Genomic DNA, 22,608 nt, shown 5'->3' on the forward strand with positions numbered 1-22,608 from the left:
AGCACCCGGATGTCGTCCGGTCGCGGCCTCCTGATGTGCGGGGTGGTGGCCTGGTGGCCCCGGACCGGCCGTGCGGCCGGTCCGGAGCGTGATCACCGTCGCGACGCCGGCGGGCTCTCACGGCCACGCCGGCCCCACTGCCCAGGCGGCATCAGAGCCGCCCAGCCGCCCTGCGGTTATCGGCCCGGACTTCTCCGGCTGTACTCCGGCGGGTCCTCGATCTCGCGGGACTTCCGATTGGCATCCGAGCCCATCGGGATCTCTGCCGTGTCGTCCAGAGACATGTCGTTCCCGCCCCGGGGTTCACCGTCGACCAGGGCGTCGCCTCGGTGGCCCGGGCAGTCCGGGGTCTGCGCCCGCTCTTCCCGCGGGCGCCTGGACCGGCTTCCCTGTTGGTCCTTCCCCATGAAGACACCTCCAGGATCATGTGAGTGAGGGCCTGCACGCCCTCGCATGATGGGTACCCGCTGCCCGGTATCGCCCTGGTCACCGATCGGCATGACCAGCCTGAGACAGCCCTCGCCATCAGTCCCTCACGGCCGGGGCCGCTCACCTGCGGCGCGTGGGAGCGCTCAGCACGTCGCTGAGGTCGTCGACCTCCAGCCCGCGCCCCGGCCTCGCCTTCGGCGCAGTGATCGTCATCGGCTTCTCCCAGTTCCGGTACTGCGTGGCCAGGTGCGCCCGCAGAATCCGGTCGTCTCCGAGTCCCCGGACCGCGGGCCGCGGGTGCGCGTAGAAGCGCCAGCCGACCCGGTAGGGCCAGCCGCGGTCGTCGTACATGTACGTCCATGTCACCTCGGACGTGCCGAGGGCCGAGGTCCCCGCGGCCTCGCGGAAGCTGGGGGAGACGCGGTAGAGATCCTTGAGCCGGATCGTCCCGGTAAGTGTGTAGATCCGCTGCTTGCGTCCGGTGGTGCGGTCCTTGGTCCACGGCGTGACGGTCTTGCGGCTCTTGGTGGACAGCAGCGTGCGCAGCGTGGCCGGCTCCAGGACGTTGATGAACTGGTCGCCGTACGCGGCCGCGGCGCCGCTCGCGCGGCCGGTGCGCGTCCACGACTTCGCCCGCGGCGCGAGCTGGTACTGCCAGCCGCCCACGCTGACCGTGCGCAGCGTCCCCACCGTACGGAGCAGACCGGCGAAGTAGGGGTCCTTGGCCGCCTCGTCCACCATCAGCTGCTTGTTGCCGACGCTCAGCTGCCGGATGTGTTCCGAGGCGATCACGCCGGACCGCCCCAGCTTGACCTTGCCGGTGCCGTGCAGTTCCATGCCGCTCCCGATGTAGGTGCGCTTGCCGTTGCTCAGCTCCACCTGCCGCGTCAGATCCGTGGAGGCGCTGGCGTAGAACTCGGTGGTCGCGCCGACGCCGCGGGCGAGCAGGGAACGCAGGCCCGCCAGCGGATCGGGTTCGGCGGCTTGGGCATGGGCGGTGGTGGGAGCGGCGGTCGCGAGGGCCAGGGCGACGATGAGGGGGTGCATGCCATACATCCAGGTGAGTGAGCGCAGATCGATCTTGGTGTGTGGTGAATGTAGCGTGCTTCCGCTTTCTCCTTGCAGTCCGGATCGTGGCCGTATCCGGGTGGGAATTCACATCCTCGGCCGCCCGGCCCGGCTCCTGGCCGGTGCCATGCCCGAGGCGCGGGTCGGCGGGGTGCCCATCCGCTCCAGCTCCGAGTCCCCTTCTTGCCCGCGAGATCGGACCGGCGATGTCGGTGGCATCTGATGGAATCGGCGAAACCAGATCGTGCGACGTCGTAGGAGCCCGTCGTGGACCGTCACGCGTGGAAGCCGTTCCTCCAGCGTTGGAGCGAGGAGTGGCGCATCGCCCATCCCGGCGAGGAGCCGGACGGCGATCCCTGGCTCGGGTGCCCGCCCGCCACCGAGGACGAGGTGCAGGCGCTGGAGGCGCGACTGGGATGCGTGCTGCCCCCGTCATTCCGGGAGTTCCTGCTGGTCACCAACGGCTGGCGGCACGCCGGCAACTTCGTCTGGAGCCTGCGCGGCACCGAGGAGATCGGCTGGCTGACCGACCTGGAGCCGATGTGGGCCGAAACCTGGGTCGACCGGGAGGTGAAGTACGAGGACCCGGCGGCGGCACGATCGTTGCTGATCTCCCTGCGGGCGGACGCCGGTGTCGTCTACCTCGATCCTGGCGACGTCGACGAGCGCGGTGAATGGGCGGCCTACGACGTGTTCTCGTGGAGAGCGAGGGGCCCCGAACGGCACGACTCGTTCCACGAGAAGATGTACCACTTCTACGCCGGATTCCACGCCCTCGACCGCCCCCGCTGCGAGACCCAGCGTGAGTGGGACGCCACGGTCGAGGACGCCCGGCTGGCGAGCCTGCGCGGCGAGGTGGACCGCCCGCTGGCCGTGTTCGCGCAGGCGGCGCGCTTCGGCCGCGACCGCGCCTCGTTCCTGCTCTTCCAGATGCGGACGCTGTTGAGGAGCGAGGACGGCGGCCTGTTCTATCCGCGGCCCACGAAGAGCGACGACACCGGATCGTGGACCCTCGACGAGGACCTGTTCGCCACGCAGGTCCTTCCACTGCTGTCCGCCGCTCGTCAGCAGGCCCGCCGGTTCGGCTCCGATTCGATGCCCCGCTCGCGACAAGACCGCGGATCACAGCGGGTCAAATACCAGTTCCCAGGCGACGGCCGGACGCAGCGGGTCGAGAGGCCCCTCGGCCGTCATCAAGCACGGCGGGAGGAGCCGGCGTTCCGGGTCTGCTTCGGCGATCCGGAGTTCGACGCGGCCGCGCATGCCGCTCTCGACGCCGGTGAAGACGCCTGGCCGCGCCTGCTCGACGCCCTCGTCCACTGGCGGCCACTGCATGAGGACCACATCGCGCCCATCGCCCTGCTCGCGGACCCCCGGGCCGCGCGGCTGATCACGCCAGAACGGGGACGCGAACTCCTGGCCACGAGTCGGGGCTGACCGCAGGTCGGTTCGCCGCCTACCGGTCGACGGCCTGACACATGCGACGCGATCGCGGTGATCTCGCCGGTGGGGTCATTTGACGCGGGAGAGGCCGGCGACCCGGCGGCCCAGCAGGGCCAGCAGACAGGTCATGACCACGCCGACGGCCGCCAGGCCGGCGCGGTCGGCCGCCGTGTCGGTGTTGGAGATCAGGCCGAAGGCGGTGTGCGCGATCAGGGCGCCGGAGGCCAGGGCGAGGCTGTGCCGGTCCGTCCACAGGCCGCCGGTCGTCCAGCGGCGCAGGAGCCACGCGACGGCGACCGCCAGAACGGCGGCGGCCGCCATGGGCACGATCACCCACCCGCCGTGGGTGAACGCGGGCTGGGTCGCGCCGCCGAAGGGGAACAGCAACGCCAGGTATCCGAAGGCGGCCACGGCGCCGAACACTCCGGCCGTCGCAGGCGTGGGCGGGCTGACCGAAGGCCTGCCCGGGCGGAGCTTCAACCGCAGCCCCACCCCCGCCAGCAGGACCACGGCGGCCGCACAGCCCGCGAGGACCGCCGGTGGCGCCTCGTACCCGGGGTCGATGGACGTCACCACCGTCACCCGCAGCAGCAGCGCGCCGAGGACGAAGACCGTCCCGGCCAGCCAGGTGCCGAGTCTGCCCAGGTAGGGCCGGTCACGCAGGGACGGGACGATCAGGTCGGTCAGGAGGATCGGGATCGCGGCGCTGAAGACCGCGTGGTAGGGGATCTGCAGCTCGGCGTAGGCGCTGTTGAGGCCCAGGACCCGGGGCGCCCATCCGGCGGCGCCGTAGATCGTGGGGCTGCTCAGCGCCTGCAGCGCCAGGCCCTCCTCGACGATGCCGTAGGCCGCCCCGAGCAGCAGCACCCCGGTCCAGCCCGTCCCGGCCCGCCGCACCAGCTCGCGCACCAGGACGACGCCCGCGCCGTATATCGGGATCCACAGCAGCAGGAGCCAGGCCATCCGCAGCGGCGGGTTGCCGAGGGTGAACTCGGCCACGAGCGCTGTGATCACCGCGAGGAGCAGTGCGGCCAGCCGGCCGCGCGTCTTGTTCGAGGTCATGGGCCCAGCGTCTTCCGCGCGCCCCACGCGCGTCTGCCGCCCCGGGTCCTGGCCGTGGCAACCCAGGTGACAACCCGGCGTCGACTTTGGTTGCTGCCGTCTGTCGCCCCGCCGTCACTACGCTGGGCGTCCGTGACGGCAGACGTACGGCCGGGCCCGGCCAGGACGCGGCGGGACCGGGCGATCCGAGTGGGGGGCGTCGTCTGCGCGCTGGTCGCGGCGGGGGTCGTCGTGCAAGCCGATCTCGACGGGGCTTCCGGCTGGCTGGTCGCGGACGTGGCCGGCGGTGCGGCGGCGTGCGGGGCGTTGTGGCTGTCGCGCCGGTGGCCGGCCACCATGGCGCTCGTGGCCGTGGCGCTGGCGGTGCCCGCGGCCTCGGCGTCGGTCGCGGCCGGCATCGCCACGCTGATGACCGCTCTGTATCGCCGCTCGGCCGTCGCGATCGGAGTCGGCGCGGCGTGGGTGGCCGCGACGCTGGCCCGGTTCTGGCTGCGGCCGCCGGGGCTTGCGCCTTATCCGGTGTGGGCGCTGGTCGCGGTGCTGTTCGGGGTGGCGCTGACCGGATGGGGGATGCTGGCGCGGGCCCGCCGTCAACTGGTGCTGTCGCTGGCGGAGCGGGTCCGCAGGGCCGAGGAGGAGCAACGGCGACGCGTCGAGCAGGCCCGCCACGCCGAACGCCTGGCCATCGCCCGCGACATGCACGACGTGCTGGCGCACCGGCTGTCGCTGCTGGCGCTGCATGCCGGGGCGCTGGAGTTCAACGCGCGGGCCGACCCCGAGGAGGTGGTCGAGGCGGCCGCGGTGGTGCGCTCCAGCGCGCACCAGGCGTTGCAGGAGCTGCGCCAGGTCATCTCGGTGCTCCGCGAGGCGCCCGTCCTGGCCGAGCTGGACCTGCATGCTCTGGTCGAGGAGGTACGGCGGGCGGGCATGGAGGTGGACATGCACGACGGCGGCGTGCGCCTGCCCGGCCTGCCGGGCCTGACGGCGCGGGCGGCCTACCGGATCGTCCAGGAAGGGCTCACCAACGCCAGGAAGCACGCGCCCGGCCGGCCCGTGACTGTGCGCCTCGACGGCGGGCCGGAGCGGGGGCTCGCCATCGAGGTGCGCAATGCCGTGGTGCACGCTCCCCGGGGCGAGGGCGCCGGCCTGGCCGGGATGCGGGAGCGGGCCGAGCTGGCGGGCGGCCGCGTGGAGCAGGCCGGGATTGAGGAAGGCGAGTTCCGCCTGGCGGTCTGGCTACCATGGCCGGTGTGAGCGTCATACGCGTGCTGGTCGTGGACGACGACCCGCTCGTCAGGGCAGGCCTGACGCTGATGCTCAAGGGCGCCGACGAGCTCGTCGTGGTGGGCGGCGTGGCCGACGGCGCCGACGTCGGAGCCGCGGTCGACGCGTACGCGCCCGATGTGGTGCTCATGGACATCCGGATGCCGGGCCTGGACGGGATCGACGCCACCCGGCTGCTTCGGCGGCGACCCGACCCTCCCCACGTCATCATGCTCACCACGTTCGACGCCGACGAGCACGTCTTCGGCGCGCTGCGCGCCGGGGCCAGCGGGTTCCTGCTCAAGGACACCCCGCCGGAGGGCATCGTGGACGCGGTCCTCCGGGTCGCCGCGGGCGAGCCGATCCTGTCACCCGGCGTGACCCGGCGCCTGATCGCCCACCTGGCGCCCGAGGCGCAGGACCGCCGCCGCGACGACGCGCGCAGGCTGCTGTCCAGGCTCAGCGACCGCGAGCGCGAGGTCGCCGCCGCGGTCGGCCGGGGCGGCTCGAACGCGGACATCGCGGCCGAGCTCCACATGAGCGTCGGCACGGTCAAGAGCTACATCTCCCGCATCCTCACGAAGACCAACCTGGACAATCGCGTCCAACTCGCCCTCCTCGCCCACGACAATCCGCTCTAGCCGGGCCCGTTCCTCGCACGCGATCGACCTTCGGTGGGAAGTTCCCAGAGCGGCGGCCGTTCACTGGACGAGGACGGGCACGAGCACAGCGGAGGGCAGGCGGCGCGGGGCTCCCGAGTCGCCCGCCGCGCCGTTCAGATGTCGGCGCCGAAGTCGCCTGGCAGGGCGTAAGGGCGTGCGGGCGTCGAGCCAGACCGCCGACGACGACTTCACAGCCCTCGATCAATGGTTCCGAGCCTTGTAGATCACCAATTCGCGCAGACAGTTGTCCTGGTCCGGCCCTGTGAGTGGTGGCCGGTCAGCTGGCGAAGCCGAAGACGGCGACCCCATCGTTCACCCCGGTCTTCGAGCCTCACCCCTGAACGAAGCAGCAGGTCATCGATACCTGGGACGCATCGCCTGATACCCGGGTCATCATTGGTCCTCCATGATCCCGGTGGTGAACTCGAAGTGTTCGAAACGGGTCAAACAGCAGGAGTTCACATGGGACAGCTCGCCGGCAGGGTCGCGGTCGTCACCGGCGGCAGCGCGGGGATCGGGCTCGCCACGGCACAACGCTTCGCCGAGGAGGGCGCACTCGTCTATGTCACCGGCCGCAGACAGGGGGAACTGGACGCCGCGGTCGCCGAGATCGGCCACGGCGCGGTCGGCGTGCGGAGCGACGTCACCGACCCCGAAGACGTGGACCGGCTGTACGCCAAGGTGTCCGAGGACGGCCACCGGATAGACGCCGTGGTGGCCAACGTCGGGTTCGGCGAGTTCGTCGGTTTGGCGAACGTCACCGGCGAACACATGGACAAGATCCTCGACGTCAACGTGAAGGGCACGGTCTACACGGTGCAGAAGGCGCTGCCGTTGCTCAACGACGGCGCCTCCATTGTGCTGGTCACCTCGATGGCCTCCACCAGTGGTCAGAAGGGGCTGAGCGTCTACTCCGCGTCCAAGGCCGCTGTCCGGTCCTTCGCCCGTTCCTGGGCCAACGAGCTGAGCGGGCGCGGCATCCGGGTCAACGCGCTGGCCCCCGGCGCCACCGATACACCCGCGATGGACGCCACCCTCGCCGCCTCCGGCTTGGACGCCGCGGCGCGGGAGAAGTGGCGGGCGGATCACGCGGCACCGATCCCGCTGGGCCGCTTGTCCCGGCCCGAGGAGCAGGCCGCGGCCGTGTTCTTCCTCGCCTCTCCGGCGAGCAGCTACATCACGGGCGTCGAGCTCGCCGCCGATGGAGGCGCGACCCAGCTCGGTTTCGGACTCGTCTAGAAGGCGCGGTCCAGCGCGGCGCGGCCCGCGACGACCGCCTGCGCGGTCCGGACGAACAGCGGCCCGGCCGTGTTCCGGCCGTCGTCCGGCCACGCCAGCACCAGCCGGGTCGCCGGGACGTCAGGGACGGGCACCGCCACGACGCTGTCGCCGATCCGGTTGGTGACACTCGCCCCGACGACCACGATCAACCGGCCGAAGGAGACCAGATCGACGATCTTGTCGAGGGGGTCCGGCGGGGGGAACTCGAGGTAGGCGTCCTCCCGGGTCAGCTCGGCAAGGGTCACCGCGGACCGCTTGGCCAGGCGATGGTCGGGCGGCAGCAGCACGACCGAGGACTCCTCGGCCAGATCCGCGGTCGCCATCTCCCCAAGGTCACCGCGACTGCACATCAACGCGACGTCTGCGGCGCCGTTGCGCAGCGCACCCAGCTGGTCGTGGGTGAAAACCACATCGACCGGCACCGCGCCGGGTAGTCGCTCGTACGCCCGCACCACCTCGGCGAGCAACCCGGGCCCGGTCCCCGGCCTGGTGGTGACGACCAGTCGCTGCTGCTGGGCGGCACGCCGGGTCCGCCGCACGGCCGTGTCCATCGCGTCGAGGACCCGGCGGCACTCGGCCAAGAAGACGCCGCCCGCGTCGGTAAGATCGACGCGGCGGCTGGTCCGCTCGAACAGCCGTACTCCGAGCCGCCGTTCGAGCCGGCCGATGGTCCGCGACAGCGGCGGTTGTGCGATGCCGAGCCGCTCGGCCGCCCGCCCGAAGTGCAGTTCCTCGGCGACAGCGACGAAGTACTCCACCTCGCGCGTCTCCATCCGGTCCACGCCGCTCAGGGTAACAACCGAGCACCACCACCCCCTGACCTGCTCGGTGACCCCGCAAGCGTGTCAACAAGATCCGGAGATTAGCCGAAGGTCGTCGGCGGAGTGGCGGCGTCGACCACAGCCGACGCCGCCGGGCCCGCCCGGCGGCGACCTCGGTGTTGGCGTAATCGAGGACGTGCTCCGCGAGCGTCACGCAGACAGCTCTCGTCGTCATGCGATAACCACGATGATTCCGGGCCGGTCATCTTTCCGCCTCGCTCCACTCCGTCAGGATCGACCCCATGCGACTGGTGCTCGGGACACCTGGTTTGTTGGACGGCGTCTCCACTGTGATGCACTCGGTCCGTGCTCGGGAGCCGGACATCTGACGCACCCTGGACGCCGGCGTCCTGCTCATCCTGACCGAGGACGACGGCGTAGCCGGAGTCCGGCGCAGGCGGCGAGGGTGATGACAAGGCCGGTGAGCACGTCCATCCGCCCATCCGTCCCGGCCTCGCCGCCGCCTCCGGTCGCAGCCCCGCCTACTGGCGTCGCGTCCACCTCCTGCTCCGCTGTGAACTCCTGGTCGTCCGCTGTGAACTCCTGGTCAAGGTCGTCTTCGTCCGCTGCGGCGGTCACGGTGGTCGTGACGGTCCGGGTCGGCTTCGGGCTGGGGTGCTGCCATCCGGGGTCGGCGCTGAGTCGATTGATCCACCCGGCTTGCTCGGTCAGCCACGTGGGGCGTACATGATGATCAGCACGCCGGCCAGGCAGACGAGCGCGCCGATGACGTCCCAGCGGTCGGGCCGGAACCCGTCGACGAGCATGCCCCAGGCCAGGGAGCCGGCGACGAAGACGCCGCCGTAGGCCGCCAGGATGCGGCCGAAGTTCGCGTCCGGCTGGAACGTGGCGACCAGCCCGTACAGGCCCAGCGCGATCACGCCGCCGCCGATCCACAGCAGGCCACGCTGCTCGCGTACGCCTTGCCAGACCAGCCATGCTCCGCCGATCTCGGCGAAGGCGGCCAGGACGAAAAGCAGCAGGGAGCGGATGACCGTCATGGCCGGTAGTACAGCGCATGGCAGCGGTCGATGCGTCTCCGGGTCGCCCTCCGCGCCGCGGCTCGGGCGCTCAGCGATGGTGCGGGTGGGTGCTCACGACGGTCAGTCCTCTTCCGGGGCGCGGAAGGTGGCCAGGTCGGCGTACGGCAGCGGGCAGTCGGGACAGGTGCAGTTCGTCAGGCTGTCGCAGCCTGCGGTGACCACCCGGGTGAGCGCGGTGCGGATGGTGGTGAGGTCGGCGATGCGCGCGTCCACCTCGGCGATCTTGGCTTGGGCGCGGGCGCGCAGGTCGCGGGAGGGGTGACCGCGCCGGCCGGTGTCGATCAGCTCGGCGACCTCGTCCAGGGTGAAGCCGAGCCGCTGGGCGGCCTTGATGACGGTCAGCAGGGTGACGGTCTCGGGAGGGTAGGCGCGGTGCCCGCCGGGACTGCGCGCCGGTTCGGCGATCAGCCCGCGACGCTCGTAGTAGCGCAATGTCTGCGGGTTGACGCCGGCCTGCCTGGCCACCTGCCCGCTGCGCAGGTAGGAGCCGTCGAGATCCCGCCTCACGCCGATCCTCCCGATGCGGCGGACTCCGGCGCGGTGGGCTCCGATGCGGCAGGCCCCGATGCGGCCGACACGGCGCGTGCCTGGAGCGCGTCCAGCACCTCGATGTGCTCCGGCGGCACCGCCACCTCCAGTGCCAGGCCCCCGTCGGCGACGGTCAGGGTGAAGGTGAAGAAGGAGCAGCAGCCGTTCTCCCGCGCGGCCAGTTCGGCCGCCCGGGCCGCGTGCTCCGGGCTGAAGGCGAGCTCCAGCCGCAGCCGCTCACGCCCGGGGCGCCGCACCGCCCGGACCGCCTCCGCGAACAAGGCGTCGAACTCGGCCACCCGCAGCGGCCGCTCCGCGGTGGGCAGGGTGCACGCCGAGGGAGCCCATCCCCGGTCAAGGGCGATGTCCTGGGTCATGCCTCTGACGGTAAGCCTGTACCTGGGTATCGGTTGCAACCCCTTGGGCGTGGTCTCCTCGCGCCGTGGACCGTGTGGGCGGCATGTACGCGGGATGGCATCGGGCCGCCGATCACCCGGTGTCGTCCCGGGCAGGGGAGCAGCACGGGTCGCCGCACCGGCCGGACGAGGGGGAAGGCGTGCGTGCGGGAACGGCGCAGCAGGCGTCCCCACGCCAGGCTTCGCGGCCTTCCTTGACCGCCACAGCGGCGATGACCAGGGCGGCGATCGGGTCGGCCCAGGACCAGCCGAGGGCGCTGTTGAGGGCGAGCCCGGCGAGCAGCACCGCCGACAGGTAGGTGCACAGCAGGGTCTGCTTGGAATCGGCGACCGCCGAGGCGGAGCCGAGTTCGCGGCCGGCGCGACGCTGGGCGTACGACAGCACCGGCATGATCACCAGAGACACGGCGGCCAGGACCAGTCCGGGAGTGGAGTGGCCGGCTTCGCCGGCGCCGAGGAGGGTCCGTACGGCGTCGACGGCGACGTAGGCGGCCAGCCCGAAGAAGGAGATCGCGATGATCCTCAGCGCGGTCTTCTCCCGTGTCTGGTGGTCGGCCGCGGAGAACTGCCAGGCCACGGCAGTGGCGGAGGCGACCTCTACGACGGAGTCCAGGCCGAACCCGATCAGTGCGACGGAGGAGGCGAGGGTGCCGGCGGTGATGGCGACGACGGCCTCGATCACGTTGTAGGTGATGGTGGCGGCCACCAGCAGCCGGATGCGCCGACGGAGCGTGTCGCGACGGGCGGGGGTCGGGCCGAGAGGGATCGCGGTCATCAGCAACACCCTTTCTCGTCCGCGTCCACGCAGGTGCGGTCGGCGGCCACCGCGATCACCGCGGTGCGCAGGTCGTCCAATGCATGGCCGAGTCGCTCGTCGGCCAGTTCGTAGCGGGTACGCCGGCCGACGGGCACGGCGACGACCAGACCACAGTCGCGTAGGCAGGCCAGGTGGTTGCTCAGGCGAGTGCGGGAGACGCCCAGCAGATCGGCCAGGTCGGCCGGGTGGGCCGGAGCCTCGCGAAGCGCGATCAGGATGCGGCAGCGGATCGGGTCGGCCAGGGCGCGGCCGAACCGGGCGAGCACGTCGATGTCGGAGGCGATGGTGGCCATGCGCCGACGATACACGGAATCCTGAATTCATGGATTTGTGGATTACGGATCGCGGTCCCTGCGCCGTGCGGGCCGCCGGCGGTCTGACAGACGTCGCGCGCGAGACAGGGAGACGAGGTGGATGGCGTCAGTCACCGTTCTCGCCGTTCGCGACGAGTTCGGGCCGGGGCGTGAGGGCGGACAGCAGGCTGTGGCGTTGCCGGTCGCCGAGGTGGGCGACGTGCTCCTTGGTGCCGACGCCGGTCGTGGTGATCAGGTCGCGGACGGAGGCGGGGGTGGCTCCGGGCTCGTTGTCCCGCAGCACGCGGATCAGGGTCGCTTCCACCTGGGCCTAGGCGTGGTGGGGGGAGTGGCAGGAGCAGCTCCCGTGGGCCTGGTCGTGCCGGCGGGGGCGTCCCCGCCGCGGCTGCCGCAGGGCGATGCCCGCCTGAAGCCGGATCGCGGGCTCCTCCGTCATTGACACCCCCAGGGGGTATGTTATGGTCTCTCACGACCGGATACCCCCCAGGGGTAAATGCGAAAGGAGGACGGGTATGTGCACGGCATGTGCGTGCGGCCCGGAGTCGGCCCAGGCTGAGGTGACCGCTGAGGCGAGCGCGGCGGGCGGCACGGCCGGGAAGGTCGGCAAGGTCTATTCGGTGAGCGGGATGACCTGCGGCCACTGCGTCTCGTCGGTGTCCGGAGAGATCGGCAAGGTCGGCGGCGTCACCGGGGTCGTCGTCGACCTGCCGACCGGCGCGGTCACCGTCAGCGGCGCGGGATTCACCGACGAAGAGATCCACGCCGCGGTGGAACAGGCCGGCTACCGGCTGGCGGGCCGGTCCTAGCGGATCAGGCCCCGAAGAAAGGCGGTGGGCGTGCACCGGCATGCACGCCCACCTGCGGGGCCGGTCCGATTCGGCATCACACTCAACCCCACCCGCATCCTCCCATCGGGGGTGGATGCGAAGAACAGGAGTGCGGCAATGAACGCCGTCAATCCGCGTAGGTGGCGGGCACTGGTCGTGCTCGCCGCCGCGCAGTTCATGGTCATCATGGACACCTCGATCATCGGTGTCGCCTTACCGGACATGCAGCGCGATCTGGGTTTCTCTCCGGACGCACTGCAGTGGGTCTTCAACGCCTACGTCATCGCCTTCGGCGGGCTGCTGTTGCTCGGGGGCCGTCTGTCCGACCTGTTCGGCGCCCGCAGGATCTTCACCGTCGGCTGGCTCGTCCTGATCGCCGGGTCGGTCGTCGCCGCCGCGGCGAGCGGCCCCTGGATGGAGATCCTCGGCCGTGGTGTGCAGGGCGTCGGCGGCGCGCTCATCGCCCCGGCCTCGATGACCCTGCTCATGATGCTCTTCTCGCACGATCCGCGGGAGCTCGGCAAGGCCATGGCCCTGTACGGCGCCGCGGCGCCGGCCGGAGGCACCGCGGGGGTGTTCCTCGGCGGAGTCGTCACCGAGTATCTGAGCTGGCCGTGGGTCTTCATCGTCTACATCCCCATCGGCGTCGCCACCCTGCTGGCCGTGCCCGCACTGCTGCCCGCGGTGGCCGGTCGGCGCGGGTCGGTCGACGTGCTCGGCGGCCTCGCCGTCACCGCCGGGATCGCCCTGGCCGTGTTCGCCATCGTGCGGGCACCGGACCAGGGCTGGGGGTCGGCCGCCACGCTGCTGGAACTGGCGGGGGCGGCTGTGCTGCTCGCGCTGTTCCTGATCGTGCAGCGTGTGATCCGGGAGCCGCTCATGCCGCTGCGGATCTGGCGCACCCCCGGGCTGGCCGTCGCCAATCTGGCGATGGCGCTGCTGGGCGCGGCCTGGATCCCGATGTGGTACTTCCTCAACCTCTATCTGCAGCAGGTCCTCGGCTACAGCGCCTTCCCCAGCGGAGCGGCCCTGCTCCCCATGACGATCGCGATCATGATTTTCATGATCGGGATCACCGCCCGGCTGCTCGGCAGGTTCGGCGCCAAGCCGCTGATCGTCATCGGGCTCGCCGTGCTGGCGGCAGGGGTGGCCGGGCTGTCCCTGGTCAGACCGGACGGGACCTTCGTCGCCGACGTGCTGCCCGCCTCGCTGGTCGCCGCGGTCGGCATGTCCCTGGCCTACATCCCGGCGATGATGTCGGCGATGTCCGGTGCTCGGCCCGAGGAGAGCGGGCTGGCCTCGGGCATCGTCAACACCACCTATCAGATCGGCTCGGCCCTCGGCCTGGCCGTGATGACCGCGCTCGCCGCGGGTGGGGGAGCGGCCGCAGCGGACGGCCCCGCCGCGCTCACCGACGGTTTCCAGGCCGCCTTCGCGGGTGCGGCGGTCGTGGCCGCGGCGGGAGCCGTGCTGACGCTGCTGTTCATGCGCAAACGCGGGTCGTCGGCGCCCGTCGCCGCGGACGCCCAGGCAGCGCAGGTCTAGGTCCCACCGAGCGGGCCCATCCCCTGGTGAGGTGGGCCCGCGAAATACCCTAGGGGGGTAAGGTGTTAGATACAGGGGAGGATCTCAGTAGAGCGAGGCGGGGAGATGGCCGGATACACGGGGACCAAGGAAGACCACCTCAGGCGGCTGCGCCGGATCGAGGGGCAGGTCCGCGGACTGCAGCGGATGGTCGACGAGGACAAGTACTGCATCGACATCCTCACCCAGGTCTCGGCCGCCAACAGAGCGCTCCAGGCGTTCGCCCTGGAACTGCTGGACGAGCACATGGCGCACTGCGTCGCCGAGGCCGTCGCCAAGGGCGGCACCGAGGCCGACGTAAAGATCAAGGAAGCCTCCGAGGCCGTCGCCCGTCTCGTCCGTTCCTGATCGGTTATCACAGAGGAGAAGCGTCATGACCACTGCCACCTACACCGTCACCGGTATGACCTGCGGACACTGCGTCAGCTCGGTGAAGGAGGAGATCGGCGAGGTGCCCGGTGTCACCGGTGTCGAGGTCGAGCTGGCCACCGGGCTTGTGACAGTCGAAAGCGACAGCCCCCTCGACACGGCCACGATCAGGGCCGCCGTCGAGGAGGCCGGATATGAAGTGGTGGACAAGCAATGAACACGCCGGCCCGCCTGGGCACGTATGTCCTCGGTCTCGCCGTGGTCTTCGCAGGGGCGTTCGGCGTCGGCGGCGCCGTCGGCGCGACCGGACCGGCGCCCGCGAAGAACAGCCATGGGGACCACACGACCCCTCCACCGGCCACGCAGACGACGGAACACGTGCCGGGAGGACTCCAGGTGTCCCAGAATGGCTACACCCTCACCCCGCGGACCGCGACCATCACCCCCGGGACTCAGACCGACTTCCGGTTCACCGTGGACGGCCCCGACGGCCGCCCGGTGACCGCCTACGAGACCCAGCACGACAAGAAGCTCCATCTCATCGTGGTCAGCCGGGACGGACTCGTCTTCCGGCACCTGCACCCCGAGTTGTCGGGCGAGGGAATCTGGTCGGTGCCGCTGACGCTGCCCGACGCCGGCGCCTATCGGGTGTTCGCGGACTTCGTCCCCCAGGGCGCGGAAGGCCTGACCCTCGGCGCCGACCTGCACGCCCCCGGCGACTACGCGCCCCGGGCCCTGCCCGCGCCGAGCCGTACGGCGACGGCCGACGGATACACTGTGCGGCTCGACGGCACCCTCACACCGGGTGCGGCCGGCAGGCTCACCGCCGAGATCAGCAAGGACGGCAAGCCCGTGACCGACCTGCAGCCCTACCTCGGGGCGTACGGGCATCTGGTCGCGCTGCGCGTGGGCGACCTCGCCTACCTGCACGTGCACCCCGACGGCGCTCCGGGTGACGGCGTCACCCCCGCCGGTCCCGGCATCACCTTCTACGCCGAGGTCCCCAGCCGCGGCGACTACCGGCTCTTCCTCGACTTCCAGCACGACGGAGCCGTGCACACCGCCGCCTTCACCGTACGGGCGGAGCAACCGTCAGGGGCGGCGGCCCCCACCGCCACGGCGGACCACGGATCCGAACACTCCCACTCCGGCCACTGACAGCGAGCATGACGCGGAAAGGAGGAACGATGGCCTCCATAACCGGTGACCGGCCGTCCGGCGCGGTCGAGCTTTCGATCGGCGGCATGACCTGCGCGTCGTGTGCGAACAGGATCGAGCGCAAGCTGAACAAGCTGGACGGGGTCACGGCCACGGTGAACTACGCAACGGAGAAGGCCAAGGTGACCTTCCCCGCTGAACTGGATCCCCATCTGCTGGTGGCGGAGGTGGAGAAGGCCGGCTACACGGCCAGGCTGCCCGAGCCGCCCACGCCCGAGCAGGCGGGTGAGGAGCCGGGAGACGAGCTCGCCCCGCTGCGGACGCGGCTGCTGGTGTCGGTGGTGCTCGCGGTGCCGGTGATCGCGCTGGCGATGATCCCCGCCCTGCAGTTCACCTACTGGCAGTGGCTGTCGCTGACGCTCGCCGCCCCCGTCGTGGTGTACGGCGGGCTGCCCTTCCACAAGGCCGCCTGGACCAACCTGCGTCACGGCGCCGCGACGATGGACACCCTGGTGTCGCTCGGCACGATCGCCGCGCTGGGCTGGTCGCTGTGGGCGCTGTTCCTGGGTGACGCTGGGGTGCCCGGGATGACCCACGGGTTCGACCTGACCATCACCCGCAGTGACGGTGCGGGCAACATCTACCTGGAGGCCGCCGCCGGGGTGACCGCGTTCATCCTGGCCGGGCGGTATTTCGAGGCGCGGTCCAAGCGGCGGGCCGGTGCGGCGCTACGCGCCCTGCTGGAGCTGGGCGTCAAGGACGTGGCGGTGCTGCGCGACGGCCGCGAGGTGCGCATCCCCGTCGGGGAGCTGAGAGTCGGCGACCTGTTCGTGGTGCGGCCGGGGGAGAAGATCGCCACCGACGGGGTGGTCGAGGAGGGCAGCTCGGCGGTCGACGCCTCGATGCTCACCGGCGAGTCGGTCCCGGTCGAGGTGCGGCCCGGCGACGCGGTCACGGGGGCGACGGTGAACGCGGGCGGGCGGCTGGTGGTGCGGGCCACCCGGGTCGGCTCCGACACCCAGCTGGCGCAGATGGCGCGGCTGGTGGAGGAGGCGCAGACGGGCAAGGCGCAGGTGCAGCGCCTGGCCGACCGCATCTCCGGGATCTTCGTCCCGATCGTCATCGCGCTGTCGGTGGCCACGCTGGGGTACTGGCTCGGCACCGGTGAAGGGGCCGGGGCGGCGTTCACCGCCGCGGTGGCGGTGCTGATCATCGCCTGCCCGTGTGCGCTGGGTTTGGCCACGCCGACGGCGTTGCTGGTCGGCACCGGCCGCGGCGCCCAGCTCGGCATTTTGATCAAGGGGCCGGAGGTGCTGGAGTCGACCCGGGCGATCGACACGGTCGTGCTGGACAAGACCGGCACCGTCACCGAGGGCAGGATGACCCTCGTCGAGGTCCACCCCGCCGACGGGCAGGACCCCGAGGAGGTGCTGCGTCTGGCCGGGGCCCTGGAGCACGCCTCCGAGCACCCGATCGCGCAGGCGATCGCCCGGGGCGCGGCCGAGCGGGTGGGCCAGTTGCCCGCCCCGCAGGACTTCGCCAACGTCGAGGGCCTCGGCGTCCAGGGGATCGTGGACGGCCATGCCGTGCTGGTGGGGCGGCCCCGCCTGTTGGAGGAGTGGTCCCAGCACCTGCCCGCCGACCTCGCGCGGGCGCTGGAGCAGGCGCAGGCCGCCGGCCGTACGGCGGTGGCGGTCGGCTGGGACGGCAACGCGCGGGCGGTGCTGGTGGTGGCCGACGTGGTCAAGCCCACCAGCGCCCAGGCCATCGCCGATCTGCGGGCGCTGGGGTTGACGCCGGTGCTGCTGACCGGTGACAACCGGGCGGTCGCGGAGGTGGTCGCCGCGCAGGTGGGCATCGACGAGGTGATCGCCGAGGTGCTGCCGGCCGGCAAGGTCGACGTGGTCAAGCGGTTGCAGGCCGAGGGCAAGACGGTCGCGATGGTCGGGGACGGGGTCAACGACGCCGCGGCGCTGGCCCAGGCCGATCTGGGGCTGGCCATGGGCACGGGCACCGACGTGGCGATCGAGGCGGCGGATCTGACGTTGGTGCGGGGGGATCTGCGGGTGGCGGCCGATGCGATCCGGCTGTCGCGGCGCACGCTGGGCACGATCAAGGGGAACCTGTTCTGGGCGTTCGCGTACAACGTCGCGGCCCTGCCGCTGGCCGCCGCGGGACTGCTCAACCCCATGATCGCCGGAGCGGCGATGGCGTTCTCCAGCGTCTTCGTCGTCAGCAACAGCCTCAGACTGCGCCGCTTCCGTTAGAGCAGCGCGTACGCAGGGCCTCCGGCGACTCGCCCGGAGGCCCTGCGGCATGCGATCGCCGCGCTCTCGGCCGCGCCTACGCCGGCCCCGGGCCGGAGGGATGAGCGGGGAAGACTCCGTGGCGTCCGGCCCCGGCGGTGAAGCGGGCGGCGCCGGCCACGCCCTCGCGCTCCACGATCGGAACCCCCGCCGCCCCCTCGGCGCGCAACGCCTCGGCCAGGGGCAGGTCCAGGGCGGCGTAGGTGGAGGCCCGGTCGGCCAGGACGCAGTCGAAGGGGAACGCCGCGATCTGCCCGGCCAGCTCACGGGCGGCCGCGACCGCCCGGCCCGGCTCGACGACCCGGTTGGCCAGCCCGATCGCGAGGGCTTCCTCGGCCCGCACCGGGCGGCCGGTGAGGATCATGTCGAGGGCGCGGCCCAGGCCGACGATCCGCGGCAGCCGGACCGTGCCGCCGTCGATGAGCGGCACCCCCCAGCGGCGGCAGAACACCCCCAGCACCGCGTCGGACTCGACGATCCGCAGGTCGGCCAGCAGCGCGAGCTCCAGGCCGCCCGCGACGGCGTAGCCGCCGATCGCGGCGATCAGCGGCTTGCCCAGCAGCATCCGGGTCGGCCCCATCGGCCCGCCGCCGCCTCCCTCGGGGTCCAGCTCGTTGCGCCGCTCGGGGTCCCCGGCCGCGGTCAGGTCGGCGCCCGCGCAGAAGGTGCCGCCGCTGCCGGCCAGGACCGCCACCCGCTGGTCCGGGTCGGCCTCGAACTCCTCGAACGCCGCCCGCAGCTCTCCGGCCATGGCCCGGTCGACGGCGTTGCGCCGGTCCGGCCGGTCCATCCAGATCGTGGTGATCGGTCCCTCGATCTCCACCCGCACGTCACCCATCGCTACTCCCGGTGTTACGGCCTGCACGGCCCGGCAGTGGAAACAAGACCATGCGCTCACTCCCTGGCGGTGAGGCCCCTGGCCAGGGGTGCGCGCCAGCGGTACCGCATGGCGAGGATGCGGAACGCGAAGGCGACCACCGCCGAGGACAGGGTGGCGGCGAACCCCCGCACCCCCAGCGCGTACAGCACGGCCATCATCGTCGAGCCGAGCATCGCCGGCACCGCGTAGAGCTCCCGGTCGTAGAGCAGGGTCGGTTTCTCGCCGGACAGGACGTCTCTGATGACGCCGCCGCCGACCGCCGAGCAGACCCCGAGGAACACGGCGTGCATCGGCGCGAGGCCGTAGTACAGCGCCTTGGACGTCCCGACCGCGCAGAACAGGCCCAGGCCCGCCGCGTCGAAGACCAGCACCCCGGGCATCGCCCGCTCGACCTGGCGATGCCAGAAGAACGCGATGACGGCGGCCGCGATCGGCACGAGGAGATATCCCGTGTCCCGCAGCGCGGCGGGCTGCACGCCGATGAACAGATCGCGCACGATGCCGCCGCCGACGGCCGTGAAGAACGCGAGCACCGCGATGCCGACCGCATCGAATCGTTTGCGTACGCCCTCAAGCGCGCCGGACAGGGCGAATACGAAGATTCCGACGAGGTCGAGCACGGGGGTCACAGCCGCTCAGTCTCCCATATAACGGGTAAAACCCCACGTCACGATCGTGCGGCGAGGCCCGGCGGCCGACGCGGCCGGAGGCGGCGAGCGCGATCCCTGGCCTGCGGATGTCCCGCACGTCGGCTCTGCGGCGGGCTGGGGTAGCGTCGGGAATGTGCCGTCGAGGGTCTGGGGTCCGCACCCCCGTCGGATGCGGACCCTGCCGGCGATCTTTCCGCCCGGAGACCGGCCAAGGGCAGCAAGGTGTGCAGCGGGGGGCGGCTGGTGAACGGGCGCCCTGACACCGGGCGCATCTGGGGCGGCCTGGTGCGGGACCATCATCTGACGCCCCTGGACGACCTGGCGTCCTCCGTCATCGAGCACGTCAGGCCGCTCGGCTACGCCGAAGTCATGATCTATGTGGCCAGCCTGCGGCCGCTTTACCTCGTGCCGCTGCCGGGGCAGCGCGACGCGTACGGCGAGCCGCTGAACCGCGTCGCCATCGACTCGACCCTGGCGGGGCACGCCTTCCGCAACCTGGAGATCGTCCAGGCGCGCCCCACCGTCGACCCGTATGTCGGCGAGGCCGCGGAACCGCTCGGCAGCGAGGGGCCGCGGCGGCTGTGGGTGCCGATGCTGAACGGCGCGGAACGGGTCGGGGTGCTCGGCGTGACCGTGCCCGCGGTCGACGCGGCCACCAAGCGGATCGCGACCGAGCTGGGCAGCCTGGTCGCGCTGCTGGTGGTGAGCAAACGGGCCTACAGCGACGCCTTCGCGCGGCTGATCCGGACCGAGGAGATGCACCTGTCGGCCGAGATGTTGTGGACGCTGCTGCCCATCAGGAACTTCGCGACCGACACGATGACGGTGAGCGCGGCGCTGGAGCCGGCCTACCGCGTCGGCGGGGACGCCTTCGACTACGCCCTCGACGGCGACACCCTCCACCTCGGGATTTTCGACGCCATGGGGCACGACACCTCCGCCGGGCTGACCGCGGCCATCGCCCTGAGCGCCTACCGCAACAACCGCCGCCGGCGCCGGGCCGGGCTGCTCGAGGTCAGCGACGCGATCGACGAGGCGATCGCCGGGGAGTTCGACGCCTCACGCTTCGCGACCGGGGTCCTGGCCGATCTGGATCTCCGCACCGGATGGCTGACCTGGGTGAACCGGGGCCATCCGCCGCCGCTCGTCCTGCGGCAGGGGCGGGTGGCGTGCGTGCTGGACAGTCCGCCGGACACCCCGATGGGCCTGCGCCTGAGCCCGGCCGCCGTGCTCGCACGCCGCCAGCTCGAGCCCGGCGACCGGCTGCTGTTCTACACCGACGGCATCATCGAGGCGCAGACCCCCGACGGGGAGAGGTTCGGGCTGGAGCGCTTCGCCGACTTCGTCATCCGGCGGGAGATCGACGGCGTCTCCGCCCCGGAGACCCTGCGCCGCCTGATCCGCTCGATCCTCGTCTACCAGCGCGGCCACCTGCAGGACGACGCCACGGTGCTGCTGGTCGAGTGGTGCACCGGGCGGCAGCACCAGCTCACGATGTGAGCCGCGCGCGGCCGGCTCAGTCGCGCGCGAGCAGTTCCAGCGTGTCGACGACCCGGTTCGAGAAACCCCACTCGTTGTCGTACCAGGCCACGACCTTGACGTGCCTGCCCTCGACGCGGGTGAGGGCGGCGTCGAAGATCGCCGACGCGGGCTGTCCGGTGATGTCGCTGGAGACCAGCGGCTCGTCCGCGTACTCGAGGATGCCCTTGAGCCTGCCGTCGGCGGCGGCGCGGTAGGCCGCGAGCACCTCGTCGCGGGTGACCTCCCGCGAGACGGCGGTGTTCAGCTCCACGATCGAACCCACCGGGACCGGCACGCGGATCGAGTCGCCCGACAGCTTGCCGTCGAGGTTGGGCAGCACGAGGCCGATGGCCTTGGCGGCCCCCGTGGTGGTGGGCACGATGTTCACGCCGGCCGCGCGGGCGCGGCGCAGGTCGCGGTGCGGGCCGTCCTGGAGGTTCTGCTCCTGGGTGTAGGCGTGCACCGTGGTCATGAAGCCGTGCTCGATGCCGGCCAGGTCGTCCAGCACCGACGCCAGCGGAGCCAGCGCGTTCGTGGTGCACGAGGCGTTCGAGACGATCACATGCCGGGCGGGGTCGTACGTCTCGGTGTTCACGCCGAAGGCGAGCGTGACGTCGGCGCCGTCGGAGGGAGCGCTGACCAGCACGCGCCTGGCGCCCGCGTCGATGTGCGCGCGGGCGGCGCTCGCCGCGGTGAAGCGGCCGGTGGACTCCAGCACGATGTCGACGCCGAGCTCGGCCCAGGGCAGCTTGGCGGGCTCGCGTTCGGCGAGCACCGCGATGCGGCGGCCGTCGACCACCAGCGTGGTGCCGTCCACCTCGACGGAGCGGCCGAGGCGGCCGAGCGCGCTGTCGTACTTCAGCAGGTGCGCGAGGGCTTCGGGGGCGGTGAGGTCGTTGACGGCGACCACTTCGAGGTCGCTGTCACGTTCGAGCAGGGCGCGGAGGGTGTTGCGTCCGATGCGGCCGAATCCGTTGACGGCGATGCGAGTCATGGGCGTTCCTTTCGTTCCGGGCTCCATGATCGCCATCCGGATGCCGGGCCGACAGTGGCTCGAACGACAGCGCACGCAAGGATCCAGCCAGAAGTTTCGCCACCGTCCGCAAGGATCTCGCCACACCCTCCCGTGCGAGGGAAGGTGTGGAGGCTCAGGCGGAGAACGTGTGGCGATACTCGGTGGGGGAGGTGCCGAGGATGCGCTGAAAATGCAGGCGCAGGTTGGCGCCGGTGCCGAGCCCGACCCGGTCGGCGATCTGCGCCACGCCCAGATCGCTGCGTTCGAGCAGTTCGCGAGCCAGGTCCACGCGCGCCCTGAGCACCCACTGCATCGGGGTGTAGCCGGTGTCCTCCACGAACCGCCGGGAGAAGGTGCGCGGCGACACCCGCGCGTGACGGGCGAGGGTCTCCAGGGTCAGCCGTTCCGACAGGTGCGCCAGGGCCCACTCGCGCGTGTTCGCGAACAGGTCGCCGAGCGGCTCGGGGACGCTGCGGGGAACGTACTGTGCCTGGCCCCCGCTGCGATAGGGCGCCGCCACCAGCCGTCTCGCCACATGGTTGGACAGCCCGACGCCGTGGTCGCGCCGCACCAGGTGCAGGCACAGGTCGATGCCGGACGCCGCGCCCGCCGACGTCAGCACGTCGCCCTCGTCCACGAAGAGCACGTTCTCGTCCACCCGCACGAGAGGATGCCTGTCGGCGAGGGCCTTCGTGTAGTGCCAGTGGGTCGTCGCCCGCTTGCCGTCGAGCAGGCCCGTCGCCGCCAGCGCGAACGCCCCCGTCGAGATGGCCGCGAGCCGGGTTCCGCGCTCGCGGGCGGCCATGAGCGCGCCGACGACGGTGGCCGGCGGTTCCGTGGTCGCGGGCTCGCGGTAGCCGGGGATGAAGATGGTGTCGGCCTGCTCGAAGGCGTCGAGGCCCTCGGCCACGTGATAGGAGAGGCCGTCGCCGCCGGTCACCAGCCCGGGCGCGGCTCCGCACACCCGGACTTCGTACGGCATGCTCGGCCGGTTGGAGAACACCTGCGCGGGGATGCCGACGTCGAGCGGCTTCGCTCCCTCCAGCACGAGCACGGCGATGCGGTGGTTCTTCCGGCTCATCGGCCTCCTTCGGCTGTCCCTCGGTCCGGCGGGCCTCCCGCGCACCGTGACCGCCGTGACCACTACCGCA

The 22,608-nt window shown here is 71.8% G+C and carries 24 protein-coding genes; 11 read left to right on the top strand and 13 right to left on the bottom strand.

Features of this window, described 5'->3' with window-relative positions; genetic code table 11:
• Nucleotides 1-549 precede the first annotated feature (549 nt).
• Nucleotides 550-1,476, bottom strand: coding sequence for a hypothetical protein (locus BXA11_RS37215; protein ID WP_076442283.1), 927 nt, complete (start codon nucleotides 1,474-1,476; stop codon nucleotides 550-552).
• Between the two features lie 288 nt (nucleotides 1,477-1,764).
• Between BXA11_RS37215 and BXA11_RS37220 the strand changes: the two genes are divergently transcribed.
• On the top strand, nucleotides 1,765-2,934 hold the full coding sequence (locus BXA11_RS37220; protein WP_076442285.1) for an SMI1/KNR4 family protein: 1,170 nt from the start codon (nucleotides 1,765-1,767) through the stop codon (nucleotides 2,932-2,934).
• A gap of 75 nt (nucleotides 2,935-3,009) precedes the next feature.
• Here BXA11_RS37220 and BXA11_RS37225 read toward each other — a convergent pair whose 3' ends face one another.
• Nucleotides 3,010-4,002 (bottom strand): hypothetical protein, encoded by a 993-nt coding sequence (locus tag BXA11_RS37225; protein ID WP_076442287.1) that lies wholly within the window; start codon nucleotides 4,000-4,002, stop codon nucleotides 3,010-3,012.
• 132 nt (nucleotides 4,003-4,134) lie between these two features.
• Between BXA11_RS37225 and BXA11_RS37230 the strand changes: the two genes are divergently transcribed.
• From BXA11_RS37230 to BXA11_RS37240, 3 genes are all read left to right on the top strand, one after another.
• Nucleotides 4,135-5,256, top strand: coding sequence for a sensor histidine kinase (locus BXA11_RS37230; protein ID WP_143734741.1), 1,122 nt, complete (start codon nucleotides 4,135-4,137; stop codon nucleotides 5,254-5,256).
• Nucleotides 5,244-5,906, top strand: a complete 663-nt coding sequence (locus BXA11_RS37235) for a response regulator transcription factor (protein ID WP_076442289.1) — start codon at nucleotides 5,244-5,246, stop codon at nucleotides 5,904-5,906. The genes BXA11_RS37230 and BXA11_RS37235 overlap by 13 nt, the downstream gene beginning before the upstream one ends.
• A gap of 483 nt (nucleotides 5,907-6,389) precedes the next feature.
• Nucleotides 6,390-7,166: an SDR family NAD(P)-dependent oxidoreductase gene (locus BXA11_RS37240; protein WP_076442291.1), complete on the top strand. Its 777-nt coding sequence runs from the start codon at nucleotides 6,390-6,392 to the stop codon at nucleotides 7,164-7,166.
• On the opposite strand, the gene BXA11_RS37245 is transcribed toward BXA11_RS37240, so the two are convergent.
• The 7 genes from BXA11_RS37245 to BXA11_RS42770 all read right to left on the bottom strand — a co-directional run bounded on the left by BXA11_RS37245 (nucleotide 7,163) and on the right by BXA11_RS42770 (nucleotide 11,451).
• Complete coding sequence (locus BXA11_RS37245) at nucleotides 7,163-7,981, bottom strand: LysR family transcriptional regulator (RefSeq protein ID WP_076442363.1); 819 nt, start codon at nucleotides 7,979-7,981, stop codon at nucleotides 7,163-7,165. The two genes, BXA11_RS37240 and BXA11_RS37245, sit on opposite strands and share 4 nt — an antisense overlap.
• 716 nt (nucleotides 7,982-8,697) lie before the next feature.
• A complete protein-coding gene (locus BXA11_RS37255) occupies nucleotides 8,698-9,030 on the bottom strand; it encodes a YnfA family protein (RefSeq protein ID WP_030511507.1) in 333 nt (110 codons plus the stop codon).
• A 102-nt stretch (nucleotides 9,031-9,132) separates the two neighbouring features.
• The gene (locus tag BXA11_RS37260; protein ID WP_076442295.1) at nucleotides 9,133-9,579 is read right to left on the bottom strand and encodes a MerR family transcriptional regulator; all 447 of its coding nucleotides are present in this window, start codon (nucleotides 9,577-9,579) and stop codon (nucleotides 9,133-9,135) included.
• Nucleotides 9,576-9,977: a hypothetical protein gene (locus BXA11_RS37265; RefSeq protein ID WP_076442297.1), complete on the bottom strand. Its 402-nt coding sequence runs from the start codon at nucleotides 9,975-9,977 to the stop codon at nucleotides 9,576-9,578. The genes BXA11_RS37260 and BXA11_RS37265 overlap by 4 nt, the downstream gene beginning before the upstream one ends.
• Nucleotides 9,978-10,089: 112 nt before the next feature.
• Nucleotides 10,090-10,791: a cation efflux transmembrane domain-containing protein gene (locus BXA11_RS37270; protein WP_076442299.1), complete on the bottom strand. Its 702-nt coding sequence runs from the start codon at nucleotides 10,789-10,791 to the stop codon at nucleotides 10,090-10,092.
• On the bottom strand, nucleotides 10,791-11,126 hold the full coding sequence (locus tag BXA11_RS37275; RefSeq protein ID WP_076442301.1) for an ArsR/SmtB family transcription factor: 336 nt from the start codon (nucleotides 11,124-11,126) through the stop codon (nucleotides 10,791-10,793). The genes BXA11_RS37270 and BXA11_RS37275 overlap by 1 nt, the downstream gene beginning before the upstream one ends.
• Before the next feature lie 127 nt (nucleotides 11,127-11,253).
• Nucleotides 11,254-11,451, bottom strand: coding sequence for a hypothetical protein (locus BXA11_RS42770; RefSeq protein WP_143734743.1), 198 nt, complete (start codon nucleotides 11,449-11,451; stop codon nucleotides 11,254-11,256).
• Nucleotides 11,452-11,659: 208 nt separating this feature from the next.
• Between BXA11_RS42770 and BXA11_RS37280 the strand changes: the two genes are divergently transcribed.
• From BXA11_RS37280 to BXA11_RS37305, 6 genes are all read left to right on the top strand, one after another.
• The gene (locus BXA11_RS37280; RefSeq protein ID WP_076442303.1) at nucleotides 11,660-11,953 is read left to right on the top strand and encodes a heavy-metal-associated domain-containing protein; all 294 of its coding nucleotides are present in this window, start codon (nucleotides 11,660-11,662) and stop codon (nucleotides 11,951-11,953) included.
• Nucleotides 11,954-12,091: 138 nt separating this feature from the next.
• Nucleotides 12,092-13,519 (top strand): MFS transporter, encoded by a 1,428-nt coding sequence (locus BXA11_RS37285; RefSeq protein ID WP_076442305.1) that lies wholly within the window; start codon nucleotides 12,092-12,094, stop codon nucleotides 13,517-13,519.
• Nucleotides 13,520-13,624: 105 nt separating this feature from the next.
• Nucleotides 13,625-13,906: a metal-sensitive transcriptional regulator gene (locus BXA11_RS37290; RefSeq protein WP_030511514.1), complete on the top strand. Its 282-nt coding sequence runs from the start codon at nucleotides 13,625-13,627 to the stop codon at nucleotides 13,904-13,906.
• Between the two features lie 25 nt (nucleotides 13,907-13,931).
• On the top strand, nucleotides 13,932-14,144 hold the full coding sequence (locus tag BXA11_RS37295; protein ID WP_076442306.1) for a heavy-metal-associated domain-containing protein: 213 nt from the start codon (nucleotides 13,932-13,934) through the stop codon (nucleotides 14,142-14,144).
• On the top strand, nucleotides 14,141-15,085 hold the full coding sequence (locus BXA11_RS37300) for a hypothetical protein (protein ID WP_076442309.1): 945 nt from the start codon (nucleotides 14,141-14,143) through the stop codon (nucleotides 15,083-15,085). Before BXA11_RS37295 ends, BXA11_RS37300 begins: the two co-directional genes overlap by 4 nt.
• A gap of 29 nt (nucleotides 15,086-15,114) precedes the next feature.
• Nucleotides 15,115-17,352: a heavy metal translocating P-type ATPase gene (locus tag BXA11_RS37305; RefSeq protein ID WP_076442310.1), complete on the top strand. Its 2,238-nt coding sequence runs from the start codon at nucleotides 15,115-15,117 to the stop codon at nucleotides 17,350-17,352.
• A 76-nt stretch (nucleotides 17,353-17,428) separates the two neighbouring features.
• On the opposite strand, the gene BXA11_RS37310 is transcribed toward BXA11_RS37305, so the two are convergent.
• Both BXA11_RS37310 and BXA11_RS37315 read right to left on the bottom strand, forming a co-directional pair.
• Nucleotides 17,429-18,229: a crotonase/enoyl-CoA hydratase family protein gene (locus BXA11_RS37310; protein WP_076442313.1), complete on the bottom strand. Its 801-nt coding sequence runs from the start codon at nucleotides 18,227-18,229 to the stop codon at nucleotides 17,429-17,431.
• Between the two features lie 56 nt (nucleotides 18,230-18,285).
• Nucleotides 18,286-18,900: a trimeric intracellular cation channel family protein gene (locus BXA11_RS37315; RefSeq protein WP_030511519.1), complete on the bottom strand. Its 615-nt coding sequence runs from the start codon at nucleotides 18,898-18,900 to the stop codon at nucleotides 18,286-18,288.
• A gap of 264 nt (nucleotides 18,901-19,164) precedes the next feature.
• On the opposite strand from BXA11_RS37315, the gene BXA11_RS37320 reads away from it, so the two are divergent.
• Nucleotides 19,165-20,421: a PP2C family protein-serine/threonine phosphatase gene (locus BXA11_RS37320; protein ID WP_076442315.1), complete on the top strand. Its 1,257-nt coding sequence runs from the start codon at nucleotides 19,165-19,167 to the stop codon at nucleotides 20,419-20,421.
• Nucleotides 20,422-20,437: 16 nt separating this feature from the next.
• Here BXA11_RS37320 and gap read toward each other — a convergent pair whose 3' ends face one another.
• Both gap and BXA11_RS37330 read right to left on the bottom strand, forming a co-directional pair.
• The gene (gap, locus tag BXA11_RS37325) at nucleotides 20,438-21,436 is read right to left on the bottom strand and encodes a type I glyceraldehyde-3-phosphate dehydrogenase (protein WP_030511521.1); all 999 of its coding nucleotides are present in this window, start codon (nucleotides 21,434-21,436) and stop codon (nucleotides 20,438-20,440) included.
• Nucleotides 21,437-21,590: 154 nt separating this feature from the next.
• On the bottom strand, nucleotides 21,591-22,538 hold the full coding sequence (locus BXA11_RS37330) for a GlxA family transcriptional regulator (RefSeq protein ID WP_076442317.1): 948 nt from the start codon (nucleotides 22,536-22,538) through the stop codon (nucleotides 21,591-21,593).
• Nucleotides 22,539-22,608 lie beyond the last annotated feature (70 nt).

The sequence above is a fragment of the Microbispora rosea genome (genome assembly GCF_900156315.1).
GTDB lineage: Bacteria > Actinomycetota > Actinomycetes > Streptosporangiales > Streptosporangiaceae > Microbispora > Microbispora rosea.